At 40.3% G+C, this 16,438-nt stretch carries 2 protein-coding genes; one reads left to right on the forward strand and one right to left on the reverse strand.

The genetic code is table 11. The features are described from left to right. Positions 1-18 precede the first annotated feature (18 nt). Positions 19-13,485 carry an Ig-like domain-containing protein gene (locus tag ASU31_RS15170; RefSeq protein WP_083505376.1) on the reverse strand — a complete coding sequence of 4,489 codons (13,467 nt, stop codon included), beginning with the start codon at positions 13,483-13,485 and terminating at the stop codon, positions 19-21. Positions 13,486-13,726: 241 nt separating this feature from the next. On the opposite strand from ASU31_RS15170, the gene ASU31_RS15175 reads away from it, so the two are divergent. Beyond that, positions 13,727-16,318: a hypothetical protein gene (locus ASU31_RS15175; RefSeq protein ID WP_057933134.1), complete on the forward strand. Its 2,592-nt coding sequence runs from the start codon at positions 13,727-13,729 to the stop codon at positions 16,316-16,318. Positions 16,319-16,438 lie beyond the last annotated feature (120 nt).

Raw genomic sequence — 16,438 nt, forward strand, 5'->3', positions numbered from 1 at the left:
TTATTATTAATCCTCTTCTTATCTAATCAGCGTTACTGTACCTTTTCTTAATGATGTTGTTCCATTGGTGAACGTAATGTCAACCATGTACACATAAACTCCAATCGGTTGATTTACCCCTTTGAAAGTTCCATCCCATCCATTTGCAACATTATCTGATTGGAATATCAATTGACCCCATTGTGTGAAAATGCTCATTCTGGCGCTTGATATGGTGTTACCGTAAATTAAGAATGTATCGTTTTTACCGTCGTTATTTGGTGTAAATGCATTTGGTATGTAAACCTGATCGCCAAAAGGATTAGCTGCTTTACCAGTTACCGGAGTAGAATTTGCACTGGTTTGGCACTCAATCTGACCTCTGGCACGTACAATAATGGTAACACTTTGATCTGGTTTCAAGCCTGCTACTAAATAAGTTGTTCCGGTTGATCCGCCTGTTGGGTTTACCCATGTTAAGCCATTATCTTGAGAAACTTCGTAAGCGGTAGCACCTGCAACAGCAGCCCATGCAAAGGTTACACTGTTTGGTGTTGTACTTTGTACCACTACTACTGGTTTTCCTAATACTGGCAGTACATTAACCGTAACACCTGTTCTTGTTGGACTAGCACAACCACCTACTGCTATTGCCTCTACATAATAGATTGTGGTAGCAGTTAAGTTTGGTGTAGTAAAGGTTATACCTTCTGCCAATACAGCCCCACCAGAGCTTGCAGCATACCATCTGTAAACTAATCCTGTTACCGGATTATTAACCGTTAATATGGTTGAGCTACCTGCGCAAAGTGTTCCATTTGCTGCTGTTACCGATGCTGGTGCAACTGGTACTGGTAGTGCAATTACATTTACCGGTGTTCTAGATGAAGAGATACAGGTTCCATTTGCTCCTTCAACATAGTAAGTGATGTTTGCATTAATTGCTGGAGTAGTAAAGTTTACTCCTGTTCCAGCCAATGTTCCGCCCACAGCTGCAGTGTACCAATTGTACGTTACACCTGTTTGAGGACTTGTTACCGTTAATACAGCTGGGCTTCCGGTACAAACACTAACCGATGTTGAAGCTACCGTTGGTACTGTTGGTTTTGCGTTAACAGTAACCGTTACTTTAACACGGCCACCATTGTTGTTACAACCTCCTGTTCCGATTGCTAAAATATAGTAATCTGTCGTTGCAGCTAAGGCTGTTACATTGAATGTTGTGCCAGTGAATAATAAATTACCGCCAACCGCAGCAGTGTACCATTCGTAAGTAACACCTGCCTGTGCATTGGTTACTGTTAGGGTGGCTCCGTCACCTGCGCATATACCTCCATTTGGAACAGATACCACTGGGTTGTTTGGTGATGCATTTACTGTAATGGCTACTGCCCTTGCTGTTGCTGCAGTATTTTCGCATTTATTATCGCCTTTAACCGTTACATAATAAGTTGTACTTGCTGTTAATACTGGTGTAGTAAACACTGGACCAGTAAATACTACTGTATTTAAAGCAGCATCACTATACCAGGTAAATATTGGGTTGGTAACCGTTGTGCTTGTTGCTGCTAATGTTGCCGCTGTACTTGCACACACTGAAGTTGATCCATTTACTGTGATATCTGTTGCTACTGCGTTCGGACTAACTGTAACAGTTACTGTTTTCGCATTTGCTGCTGTATTTTCACATCTATTGGCACCCTTAACGGTTACATAATAAGTTTTAGTGGCAGTTAATACCGGAGTGGTAAAGATTGGTCCGGTAAAGGCCACACTTGTTAATGAAGCATCGTTGTACCAGGTAAATACCGGGCTGGTAACCGTTGCAGAACTTGCATTGATAACTGCTGTTCCAGAACCACATATTCTAGCTGGGGTTGATAATGTGATATCGGCAGCTGTTGCACCTGCATTTACATTAACGGTAACTACTTTCGCATTTGCAGCAGAACTTTCACATCTGTTATCACCTTTTACAGTTAGGTAATATTTAGTTGTTGCAGTTAATGCTGGTGTGCTAAAGGTTGCTCCTGTAAATACTGGTGTTGTTAAAGCAGCATCGCTGTACCAGGTAAATATCGGATTGGTTACTGTTGTGGTACTGGCAACTAAGCTGGCTGACGATCCTGCACAAATGGTGGCATCTGTTGCAGTAACATCAGTTGCCGAAGCTACTGAGTTAACAACAATGTTAACAGATTTAGCTGTGGCAGCACTGCTTTCGCACTTGTTATCACCTTTTACAGTTACGTAATATGTAGTGTTCGTAGTTAATGTTGGTGTGGTAAATACTGCACCAACAAAAGCTACATCAGTTAACGTTGCATTGGTATACCAGGTAAATACCGGGTTAGTAACTGTTGTGCTACTTGCCGTTAACACTGCTTTAGATCCTCCGCAAATATTTGTTGATCCATTTACAACGATATCACTTGCAACTGCTATCGGGTTAACCTTAATAGTTACAGCTGCTGCATTTGCTGCAGTGTTTTCACATCTGTTAGCACCTTTTACGGTTACATAATAAGTAGTAGTGGTTGTTAATACCGGTGTGGTAAATATTGGTCCGGTAAAGGCAACACTTGTTAATGAAGCATCATTGTACCAGGTAAATATTGGACTGGTTACTGTTGTTGAGCTCGCATTGATTACTGCTGTGCCCGATCCACATACCAATGTAGGTGTTGATAAGGTAATATCTGCAGCTGTTGCACCCTGATTAACATTTACAGTTACCACTTTTGCAGTGATACCTGAGTTTTCACATTTGTTATCACCTTTAACCGTAACATAGTATTTAGTTGTTGCCGTTAATACCGGGGTAACGAATGATGTACCTACATAAGCTACTGAAGTTAAAGCAGCGTCGTTGTACCATGTAAATGTTGGGTTGGTAACGGTTGTCGTACTTGCCACCAAGGTAGTACCAGATCCTGAGCAGATTGTTGCATCAGTAGCAGTTATATCGGCAGCGGTAGAAACCGGACTAACTGTTATTGTAATTACCCTTGCTGTACCAGGTGCATTCTCACATTTATTATCACCTTTTACAGTTACATAATAAGTAGTGGTGCTGGTTAAGGCCGGTGTGGTATATGTTGCGCCAATGAAACTTACATTGGTTAATGCCGCATCACTGTACCAGGTAAATACTGGGTTGGTTACTGTTGGAGATGTTGCAGTTAATACTGCCGATGATCCTGCGCAAGCCACTGTGCTTCCGCTGAGAATAATATCGGTGGTAGTTGCCAAAGGATTAACAGTTATTGTTACCGCTTTGGCATCTGCGGCACTGTTTTCACATTTATTGGCACCTTTAACACTTACATAATAAGTAGTGGTTGCAGTTAAACCAGTTACTGTGAAAGTTGGCCCTGTAAATACTACACTTGTTAATGATGCATCACTATACCAGGTAAATACCGGTTGAGTAACCGTAGTACTAGAAGCCATTAACATTACGGTAGAACCTGAACAGATTTGAGCATTGCTTACCGCAATATCCGCAGATGTTGCAAACTCTTTAACTGTCACGGTAACAACCTTAGCATTTGCAGCTAAATTCTCACATTTATTATCACCTTTTACGGTTACATAATAAGTGGTGGTTGCAGTAAGTGCAGGTGTAGTAAAGCTAGCGCCTACATGAGCCACTGTAGTTAAAGTAGCATCGCTATACCAGGTAAATACAGGATTGATTACTGTTGTTGTTGAAGCAGACAGTGCAGCTGTAGATCCTTTACAGATTGATGCAATTCCGTTAATGGCGAGGTCTGAATCAGTAGCTGCAGGATTAACCGTAATGGTAATCGATTTTGCAGTAGCTGCTGTATTCTCACATTTATTATCGCCTTTAACCGTTACATAATAAGTAGTGGTTGCAGTAAGTACCGGAGTAACGAAGTTAGCACCAGTAAATGCTACTGTAGTTAAAGCCGCATCACTGTACCAGGTAAATACCGGGTTGGTTACGGTTGTACTTGTTGCATTTAAAGTAACTGAAGAGCCACCGCAAACGGTACTTGTTCCAGCTAGGTTAATATCAGCTGGGGTAGCAACAGGATTTACCGTTACAGTAACTTCTTTTGCATTACCTGCTGTGTTTGCACATTTATTTGTTCCGCTAACGGTAACATAGTATTTGGTAGTTGTGGTAATGGCTGGCGTATTAAATACTGCACCAACAAAAGCAACCTGTGTTAAAGCAGCATCAGTGTACCAGGTAAATACCGGACTGGTTACAGTTGTACTGGCTGCTGTAAGCACCGCTGTACCAGAAGCACATAATGATGTTGTTCCGGTTACAGTTAAATCGGCAGCAACTGCTGATGGATTAACAGTGATAGAAACCTTAGTCCGTGTTGAGTTTGAACAACCTGTTCCACTTACCGCTTCAACATAATAATCGTATGTTCCTGCTGCAAGTGATGCAGATGTAGTAAAGCTACTGTTATTGGTTACCAACATGTTTCCGGCTGTAGCCGCATCGTACCAGTTATAGGTTACTCCTGCAACGGCCTGTACACTTAAAGTAGCAGGTGAGCCGATACAAGTTGTAGCCGGATTGGTAGTTGATGGAATTGGTGCTACTGGTGGAGCTAAAATAGTTACCGTTACTTTGGTTCCTACAGTCTCACAACCGTTAGCCGTAGCTGTTACCGAATAAGTATAAGTTCCAGCAGTTAAAGTTGGATCTGTTGTGAAAGTTGCTCCATCTTTTCCTGCTTGATAAGTTGTGCCTAAGTACCATTTGTACACTACACCAGCTTGTGGGTTCTGAACACTTAAGGTTGCAGATGATCCTTGACAAGCGCTTGCTGTAGCTGCTGTAACTGTTGGTGTAGTGATTACCCTTTGTGCATAATCTAAATTAACAGATGTTAATGCCCCAAGGAGACCTGAGCTTAATCTCAATTCTGCTCCATCAAATTTACTGGTTGGTACGAAAGTTAATATAGCAGATGTATTGCCTGTTAATAGTTTTAAGCTAATTAATGGGTTAGAAATAGAAACCGCATCGTTATTGCTGGTTGTACCTTGGAAAGTTGTTACCGTTAAGTTATTTAATACTCCTACCGAAAGCAATGTACCTGGAGTGGTAATTTTCACTCTTAAGGTATCGCCTACATTTGATAAGCCTGTAAAACCAACATGGTGATAAACAGATGCGCCAAGTAATCCCACTGGAATAACCAAGCTAGATCCTGTGTTGATGTCGTTATCAACCGCAAAAGTTGGATTGTAAACTCCAGCCAATACAGCTACACCTGTTACACCGCTAGCAACTGTTGTTGTAGCCGCTCCACAAGGAGTAGTTACCGGGTTACCGTTAGGAATAACAGTAACAGTTACAGTTGCTCTGCTTGTTGCAGTACAGCCGCCTAGAATAGTAGCTTCTACATAATATGTAGCGGTTGCACTTAATTGCGGTGTTACATAAGTTTCGCCAGTAAATACTGGAACTACACCATTTGCAGTAGTATACCAGTTAATGGTTGCTCCCGCTGTACTCGACGTTGCTTTTAATACCGCAACAGAACCTTCGCTAATAGTAATTGATGGTGGTGTAATTACCGGAACATCGATAGTTCCCAATATAATTTTAGCCTCAGTTCTTGTTGATGAGCTACCACAGCCATTTACTGCTGCTACAAAGTAACTTCTATCAGCATTGATTAATGGTGTTGTAAAGTTATCACCGGTAAATAATACCGTTGTAGATGTTGCTGTATCGTACCAGTTATAGGTTGTGCCTACAATTGGGTTTTTAACCTGGAAAGTAACTGACGTATTAGGGCAGGTATTTACAGATGCTGAAAGTAGCTCTGGTGTTACCGGAGCTGGGTTTGTAGTTACATTTACTACTGTTTTATAACTCACACAACCAGTTGCAGAAACTGCTGCAACGTAGAATTTAGTGTCGCCTGTTAAAACTGGTGTAGTAAATATGATACCGTCTTTACCGGTTAGGTAAGTACCTGTAGCATCGTACCATCTGTAGGTTAAGCTTGCCGATGGGTTGCTTACTTCAAGCTGTGCAGTTTGGCCAACACAAGCCGTAACATTTGCTGATGCTACGGTAGGTGCAACCAAAATGCGCTGTGCGTAATTTAAATTAATTGATGTTAAAGCACCTAGTAAACCTGAGTTTAACCTAACTTCTACTCCGTCGAAAACATTCGTTGGAACAAAAGTGATTAACGCCTGGGTATTACCGCTTAACAATTGAATATTGATTAAGTTATCATTTAACAACCTCGAATCACCATTACTGTTGGTTCCAACATAAGTAGTAATTGCAGCGTTTCCTAATAACGAAAGTGATAATAGTTTTCCTGGAGATGATACTAAAACACGTACCGTATCACCTACTTTAGATAATGATCCAAAACCAACTCTTTGATAAACTGATGCACCAAGCGCTCCTACTGGCATTACCAATGAAGATGCGGTTTGGGTATCATTATCAATCGCTAATGCTGGGTTAAATACACCCGATAATAAAGCTACACCGTTAACACCGTTAACCTGTGTGGTTGCCGCCTCGCAAGGAACCGGATTTGGAGATCCATTACCATCAACTGTAATGGTAACCTGAACGCGGCTTGCTGATGTACAACCATTGGTAGAAACCGATTCTACGTAATAGGTTGTAGTAGCTAATAACGGTGGTGTAACATAAGTTGCACCTACATAAACTGGTGTAGTTGAAGTGTTAGAAGTGTACCAGTTGAAAGTATTGGTTGCATCTGCAGAACTAGCAGTTAAAATTGCCGTTTGACCTGCGCTTACTGTTGATGAACTTGCCGTTACTACTGGTAAAGCCGGACGAGGATTTACTGATACTGCTGCTGCTGCACGTGTAGTGCTTGTACAGTTGCCTTGAGATGCTTCTACATAATAGGTAGTTGCCGCTGTTAATGCCGGTGTTGGGAATACCGCGCCAGTGAATACTAAGTTTCCACCTACCGCAGCATCGTACCATTTGTAAGTTATAGCAGCATCTGGATTGGCAACCGATAAAGTTGCTGATGATCCTTCACACACATTAGCTATTGTTGCCAATACTGGTGCTGGTAATGCTGGTGTAACCGTTACAGTTACCGGAACTCTTGTTGTGTTCGGACAACCGCCTTTGCTTACCTGAATATAATAAGTAGTTGTAGCAGATAAAGCTGGTGTAGTGAATGTTTCACCAGTAGCCAATTGTGTACCACCAGTTGCAGCATCGTACCAGGCTAATGTTGTTCCATCGTTTGCAGTTGCAGTTAATGTTGCTGTACTTCCTGCACAAATGGTTTGTGCACCAGCAGTTATTGTTGGGCTAGGATAAATTACGGTTGCACCATAAACATCTAAGCTGGTGAGTACCGATGCTAATGCACCAAAGCTTACTTGTACCCTATCATAAGCACCTCCTGCCAATATAGTTGCAGCAAAACGGTTACCTGATAAAAGTCTAAGATTTAATAGCCCACCATTTAATTGTACTGTTTTTACAACCGTGGCACCATTTAATATGGTAACGGTTACGTTGTTTAATAAACCAACATCGGCTAAACCGGTCGGCAAAGCTAAATCTAAACGAAGACTATCAGTAGCTGTTCCAACTGTTGGGAAAATTAATTGTTGATAACCTGATGCACCAACACCTACAGAAAGTGATATTCTGGTAAAGTTAGAAGGATCAGCATCAGTAGAATTTCCAGCGCCGTTTATTCCACATAATAAACAAATTCCGGTTATACCTGTGTTTTGCGAATTGGCAGCATTACAAGCAGTACCTCCACCATTGTTTAATACGGTAACAGTTACCGGAACGCGGGTTGCACTTTTACAACCACTGGCATTTGTTGTTTCTACATAATAAGTTGTAGTTGCCGATAATACCGGAGTAACAAATGAAGTACCTGTTCCTACCTGTGTTCCAGCTGTTGCAGCATCGTACCATTGAATGGTATTACCAGCATCAGCCGTTGCTAACAATGTAGTAGACTGACCAGCATTAATTACCTGGTTGTTCGTGGTTACTGTTGCAGCAGTTGCTGGTGGGTTAACTGAAACATTAACAGCAGTTCTCGAACTTACTGCAGTTCCAGATACCGCTTCTACATAAAATACTGTTGGAGCGGTTACTGTTGGTGTTACAAAAACACCTGTGTTATTGGTAACCAATGGTGTACTTCCAGTAGAAGCATACCAGTTATAAGTTACGCCAGCTTGCAAATTGCTAACGCTTAATGTCGCTGGGCTTCCAGAACAAACAGTTGCTGCAGCAACTACCGGAGCATTAACCGTTACGGTTAAGCTATAAGCTGTTGTTGCTTTGTTTCCGTTTGCATCTGTTGCAGTTAAAGAAATTGTGAAGGTTCCACCTAAAGTTGGTGTTCCTGTAATTTCTCTTGTTGCAGTATTAAAACTTAATCCCGGAGGAAGGTTTGTTGCTAAATAAGTATATGGGGCTGTTCCGCCTGTTACCGCTGGTAAAGTTTGTGTTGGGTAAGGTGTACCTACAATACCGTTTGGTAAAGTTGCACCTGGTAATGATAAAACACCAATTACTTTAAGTGCATAAGTATTACTTGCGGTTCTGCCTTCACTATCTGTAGCGGTAACACTAATCGAATAATTTCCGGCCTGTGTAGGTGTTCCTGAAACTTCTCTTGTTGCTGGATTAAAAGTTAATCCGGCTGGAAGGTTGCTTGCTACATAAGTATAAGGACCAACACCACCAGTTGCCGATGGTAAGGTTTGTGTAGCGTAAACTGTTCCTTCTGTTCCATCAGGCAAGGTTGCTGCTGGTAACAATAAAGGATCAACCACTACGATTGTATAGTTATTGGTTGCTGTTTTTCCATCAGCATCGGTAACCGTTACCGGTACTGTGAAAGTTCCAGATTGTGTAGGTGTTCCTGTAATTTCTCTTGTTGCCGGATCAAAGGTTAATCCCGGAGGAAGACCAGTTGCCGCATAAGTATAAGGTGTTGATCCGCCTGTTGCAGATGGAATAGTTTGTGTTGGATAAACTGTTCCTGTTGTTCCGTTAGCTAAAGTTGCTGCCGGTAAAACCAGTGGATCAGTTACTTTAAGTGTATAGTTAGCAGTAATGGTATTGCCATTAGCATCTGTTACTGTAACCGGAATGGTAAAGGTTCCAATTTGAGTTGGTGTACCTGTAATTTCTCTTGTTGCCGGATTAAAGGTTAATCCCGGAGGAACGCCAGTTGCTGAATAAGTATATGGTCCGGTTCCGCCTGTTGCAACTGGAATTCCATTTGTAGTATAGGCTGTACCTGTTACACCGTTAGGCAATGCTCCAGGAGCCAGAGCCAATGCTGGTGTTACTGTTAAAGTAAAGGTCGAAGTTGTGCTACAACCTTTTGTATCGGTTGCTACAACGTCGAAGGTTGGGTTACCTGCTGCTGTTGGTGTTCCACTTACCAAACCACTTGGCGATAAAGTTAAACCAGCTGGCAAAGTACTACCTGCAGCTAAAGTATAAGTATAACCAGGTGTACCACCAGTAGCAACCGGAAGTTGTTTACTGTAAGGAGATGCAATGGTTGCATTGGTTAAAGTTGCACCAGCAAATACAATTGCAGGATTAACAGTAATGGTTACCGGAACTCTTGTTGTGTTTGAACAAGTTCCTTTGCTTACCTGAACGTAATAAGTAGTCGTTGCTGTTAAAGCAGGAGTTGTAAAGTTTGCACCCGTACCTACTTGGTTTCCGCCTGTTGGTGCATCGAACCAGGCTAAAGTTGTGCCACCATTTGCAGTTGCACTTAATGTTGCAGTACTACCTGAACAGATAGATTGTGCACCTGCTATAAATGTTGGGTTAGGGTAAACAACTGTTGCACCATAAATATCTAAACTTGTTAATGCCGAAACTAAGGCACCAAAGCTTACCTGTACTCTATCGTAAGCACCGCCAGCCAAAACTGTCGCTGCAAAACGGTTACCAGATAAAAGTTGAAGATTTAGCAATGCAGCATTTACCTGTACTGTTCTTACAACTGTAGTACCATTTAATACGGTAATGGTTATATTATTTAAGAGACCAACATCAGCTAAACCACCTGGTAAAGCTAAATCTAAGCGGATACTATCTGTAGCTACCCCTGTTGATGGGAAAATTAATTGTTGGTAACCAGTTGCAGCAACTCCAACTGCTAATGATATTCTGGTAAAGTTGGTCGCATCAGCATCTGTAGAGTTTCCAGCCCCACTTATACCGCACAATAAACAAATTCCGTTTATTCCTGTGTTTTGGCTGTTTGCAGCATTACAAGCTGTTGCTCCACCACCGTTAATTACGGTTACAGTTACTGGCACACGGCTTGCGCTTTTACAGCCATTGCTGCTTGTGGTTTCAATGTAATAAATTTTGGTTGCTGTTAAAGCTGGTGTAGTAAATGATGTTCCTGTTCCAACTTGTGTTCCTGCTGTTGCGGCATCAAACCAGGCGATGGTATTTCCAGCATCAGCGGTTGCAGTTAATGTTGTAGTTTGTCCGGAGTTGATTACCTGGTTATTGGTTGTAACCGTAGCTAAAGTCGCAGGTGGGTTAACTGAAACCGTAACCGATGTTCTCGAACTGATTGCTGTTCCAGAAACGGCTTCTACATAAAATACAGTTGCTGAGCTTATTGCAGGTGTTACAAAAGTTCCGTTATTGCCAGTTACCAATGGAGTGCTTCCTGTTGATGCGTACCAGTTATAAGTTACACCAGCCTGAAGGTTGCTTACTGTTAAAGTAGCAGTGCTTCCGGTACATACTGTAGCAGAAGCCACAACCGGAGCATTAACTGTTACAGTTATTGTGTAAGTGGTAGTTGCTTTATTATTGTTAGCATCTGTAGCGGTTAAAGAAACATTATAGGTACCACCTTGTGTTGGTGTTCCGGTAATTTCTCTTGTGGTTGGGTTGAACGATAATCCCGGAGGAAGGTTCGTAGCTACATAAGTATATGGCGAAGTACCACCTGTTACTGCAGGTAATGTTTGTGGCAAATATGAAGTACCTACAATTCCGTTAGGTAAAGTTTTTGTTGGCAAGGTTAACGTACCAATTACTTTAATTGGATAAGTGTTGCTTGCTGTTTTACCTTGACTATCGGTAACCGTAACATTTATTGCATAATTACCTGCCTGAGTTGGTGTACCAGTAACTTCTCTTGTTGTTGGATTAAATGTTAATCCTGCAGGAAGATCAGTGGCTACATAAGTATATGGTCCAACACCACCTGTTGCAGCTGGCAGAACTTGTGTAGCATAAACCACACCCTCTGTTCCATCTGGCAAGGTTGCCGCTGGCAATGCCAATGGACTATTTACAGTAATGCTATAATTTGTAGTTGCCGTTTTTCCATCAGCATCGGTTACTGTAACTGGTACGGTATAAGTTCCCGGTGTTGTTGGTATACCAGTTATGGCCCTGGTTGACGGATTAAAAGTTAAACCTGGGGGAAGGCCTGTTGCCGAATAAGTGTAAGGCGTTGTTCCACCAGTTGCACTTGGAATAATCTGCGTAGGATAAGCTGTTCCTGTAGTACCATCAGCTAAAGTTGCTGTAGGTAACAATAAAGGATCAGTAATTTTTACAGTATAATTCGAAGTAATGGTATTACCGTTCGCATCAACAACTGTAACTGGTATCGTATATATTCCAGGTTGAGTTGGTGTTCCGGTAATTTCTCTTGTTGTAGGATTAAAAGTTAAGCCTGGAGGAACACCGGTTGCAGTATAGGTATATGGCCCTGTTCCACCAGTTGCAGCTGGAATAGTCTGCGTTGGATAAACCGTTCCTGTTAAGCCATCAGGCAATGCACCTGGAGTAAGTACCAATGCTGCCGTAACAGTTAAATTATAAGTTGCAGTTGCGGTACAACCTTTGGCATCAGTTGCGACAACTGAAAAAGTATAAGCATTGGCTACGGTTGGTGTTCCGGTAATTGCACCAGTTGATGATAAAGTTAAACCAGCTGGCAATGTACTTCCTGCGGCTAAAGCATAAGTATAACCTGCTGTTCCGCCTGTAGCTACATCCAATTGTTTAGAATAAGCAAAACCTGGTGTGGCATTGGCTAATGTTGCGCCGTTAAAAATAATTTGTGGGTTAACTGTAATTACAACAGGAACCCTTGCCGATTCTGCTGTACAGCCTAATCTTCTCGCAGAAACATAATAAGTTTTAGATGCGGTTAATGCAGGCGTAGTATAAGTACCGTTGTAGGCAACCGTTTGTAATGCTGTTCCACCTTCTACTGCATCGTACCAAATTAGTTCGTTGGTATTTGGGGTGGTAGCATTTAAAGCTACAGTACTATTATAACAAGCGGCAATTGCATTGCTTGCTGGTGAAGTAAAAGTTGGCCTGCCGGCTGAGCGGGTTACACCATAAACATTAATGGTTTGTGTGAGGTTTAGGGTAAGTAACGAACCGAGGGTAACCTTAACACGATCGAAAGGTACACCCGGAGAAAATGGTATCGATGCGGCTTGTCCACTATTTAATAAGCCGAGTAAATCTACATTTAATAAGTTTGATACAGATGAGGTGTAAACCTGGGTACCGCCGTTATAAGCTGTTACCGAAATATTTTGTAAAACACCTGCAGTTAAAAGCGCTGGAGTAGAGCTCAATCTTAGGTTAAAATCATCACCGGCATTTGATGGTGTTGTAAAATAAAAATTTTGGCTAATAGACGAAGCCACGCCAAGTACGCCTAAGCTTAGTTGAGAATAATTATTTGGATCTGCATCAATAGCCCTTTCACTATTGGTTACACCAGAACTACCCAATTGTAAGGCATCAAGTGTAATACCTGTTCCTTCATATCCTGTAGTAAATGCTTGTGCACAAGGATCAGTCCCTGAAGTATAAAATGAATAATAAACCTTTGTACTATTAGCAACAGAAAGCAAAAGCGCATTGGTTACATCCTTAATAAATACCCTATCGTAAGCCTGTGTAGGGGTTATTGCAATATAAAAGAAACCATTTGCATCTTTTACCAGTCGTAAATTATCTGCAGAAAACCCGTCTACACTATTCCCTCCTGTTGGGGGTACTGCTGTAGTACCATTTCTGGCACCTACCTGAAATGAATGGTTTCCAAGAACTACTGTGCCACCTACATTAGCCAATAAAGTACCTAAACTACCGCCTAGTAACCTGTTCAGGATATCACCATCAAAATCTATTCTGATATAGGATGTAACTCCCGCAGCAACCGAAGCCGGATATTTTAATTCCAGCTCGCCACTAAAAGACCCTATACCAACAGCAATGCCACCGTATGAATTAACTGTAGCAAAGTTGTTGTTGTTTAATGTTGCATTTGTTGCATTATCAACATGATCCGATTTAGTAACGGCATTTGCAAAAATTTTAGTTTGCGCATACGATTTAGCGGAGAAGAGCGTTAATAGAATGATGATTGCAATACAAGTATTGCGAAATATCCCTGTTTGGGAAGAGAAAGTATGAGTTTTCATCATGTCAGGCGTTATTTAGGAGACTTACTATGTGCTATGCGACTGTTTGGTAAAATATTCTGCAGGGCATTATATAATTATGACAAATCTAAATCTAGAATAGCATCCTATCCTATCCATTGCTATTCATTTTTATGCAATCCATTTCATTCATTTTATTCATACAAGGCATTCTTAGTGAATAGATTTCCTCAATTGTGAAATTATGATGACATTAGCGGTAGTCATCCCCATCTGTTAATTAATGAATGCTAACGATCTCCTTATCGAACTCAGGAAGTTTGTCCTTATAAAATCTGGTTTGAGAAATATCGACCCAGCTCATTGTAAGATTATTTCTGAGTATGTATTTCAAGAAACCAAAAACTACGTAAGTGAAACAACTATTAAGCGATTCTTTGGCTTTGCGAACACCTTACATAAATTCTCTTTATTTACTTTAAATAGCTTATCACAATATATAGGTTATAACGATTGGGACTCATTTTGCAAAGACAAGGAAAATCAAACTACCTCTGTTCAAAGTATCTGGCAGGATTTAAAGCTAAAAGCACATGCCATTACAGAAATATCGTTAATTGCCAATAAAAATAATTCGGGCGTTCCATTTAATGCTACCGCCAACAGAAGTTTTTTTTACCCTGATTTTGATTATTTCTTAAAAAACAACTATCAGTTTACAACCATAAGTGCTCAACCCGGTCAGGGAAAATCGATATTGCTTGCGCACATGGTAGAGTATTTTTTCTTATCAGAAAATGCCCTCTATAAAAACGATATCGTATTACTGGTTAACTCTAGCAGTATTAATACCATTATCCAAAATGGGGAAACTTTAAAAGACTGGTTTTTAAAAGAATTTAAATTCGGGAGTCTTACCGAGTTAATCAGTTTTTTCAAAAAAAATCCCGAAAAGAGGGAAGGCCGTTTCATTATTATTGTTGATGGTATTGATGAACATTTAGCAAGAAGTAATTATTTTAAAGTATTTATCGACTTTTTATACAGCATTGAAGAAAACAACTTTGTTAAACTCGCATTTGGCCTGCGAACGAATAGTTGGATTAATCTTCAGCCCGCTATTTACGGTTCTGCATCTTTAACTAAAGCCTGGTATACGGGCTTATTTTATGATGAGGAGACCCTAAGTAATGTACCATCGTTAAATGTTGATGAGGTACTCTACACCCTAAGCAATATAGAAAACAAAATTATCAACCGGGCAGATGTAAGTTTTCCGCTCTTAAATCAGTTTAAAACACCATTCTGGTTACAGGTTTATTTCAAGCTTAAAGATGAGAACCACCATCTTGAGCTGAATAATCCTTTATTACGTTACGAATTAATTAACTATTTCCTAGAGAAACGCGTATTTCTGGCAAAAAAAAGCACCGAAAAAGTATTTCTCCTTAAAAAAATAAGCGATAGCATTTCAGAAGGAAATAAGAAATTAAGAGTGTCTAAAGAAAAAATCCTGAGTTATATCAACTGTTATCCCGATGCATATGAAGAACTTTTACATGCTGGGATCATCATCGAAGAAAAAAGGTTAAGTACAGCCATACCTACAGAAATTGTCCGCTTTTTAAACGACGACATTTATACCTATTTCCTATTTATACAGCTCACTGATAAGTTTGAATACAGGCCTTGTAAATCATTTTTCGAGCATATATTAAACAGTTTCCCTGGCCGAACCTCCCTGAGAGACTATATACTTAACTGGGCTATTAGGTTCTGTATCACCAGAAATGAGATTGCGGCCTTAAAAAACATTTTCAGGCTGCCATTTACCAACAGTGAAAAAAACAGTGCTTTCGATTTTATCTGTTATGTGTCTAAATACGAACTTGGCAAACCCAATTCTAACTTCAATAAGTTAAGCATTGGTGTCGATTTTATCGACATTATGGCTACTGGGCGAACCATGAGCAACCTGTACAAGGAAACCATCAAAACCATATCAGAGAATGTACTCAATGAAGATATTCAGATTATGCTGCATGTAATAGAATGCAATGTTAATCTGATTGATGTGGATAAAGTAGCTTTAGCCAATACCATGCAACTGCTAAAGCGAAACTACAAAAGGCTAAATGAACTTTTTCCAATTAATCCTTATGATTTAATTCTTTATTTCTACAATAACCTGGTTAATAAACCTAACGAGAGTAAAACCCTAGAAGATAAAATAATAAAACTTTGCCAGGAGATAGATCAGAGTAAACCACAGAAAAATGAAGAAATCACTTCTGCCGAAATACTCTCTTACCGATTGGTATTGATTACCTTATTTTCTCAAAAAAGCTATGCAGAATGCCACCGCTTTATCATGGCTATTTTGAGTAAGTATCCCAATATTTTCTATGTAAGATATTCCGTTTTCTCTCCTTTTTTATTGCTTCATTTAGGTCAAACCTATATCAAGCTCAACTATTTTAAAAAAGCGCAGCGCATTATACAGTTCGTTGATAAAATCATCAGCAGTGATTACACCTATTATACCAATTTTATACTGGCCAGCTTTAGTGTGTTCAAAGCCAACTTTTACAATGCTACACATAATTACGAACAAGCACTTGTAGAAACTAATATCGGTTTGGGTATTACAGGAAAGAATGATTTTAAAATGTTCGAAATTGCCCTGTTATTAAGTAAGATCGACACCTTAAAACATACTGAAGAATCAGAAGAAGTATCGAACGTAATTAAAGAACTGCTAAACTTTTTAACGGTACATAAACTCTCTATGCCCGATTATTCTAACCTAAGTAGTCATGAGTTCGAGCATACCTTTAAGATTTTAAAATCTTACCGCCGGCACCAAAACCTATAAAAAAGCCCTGTAACTATTGCAAGGCTTTTTCCAACTGCAGGCCATTCATTCCCTAAGTCTAAAATACTTTTGTATGGAGCGTAAGGCCAGTGCAAAACATTAAGCTTCTTCCCGTTTTAC

It is taken from the genome of Pedobacter ginsenosidimutans (assembly GCF_001442625.1).
In the GTDB taxonomy this organism is placed as follows: domain Bacteria; phylum Bacteroidota; class Bacteroidia; order Sphingobacteriales; family Sphingobacteriaceae; genus Pedobacter; species Pedobacter ginsenosidimutans.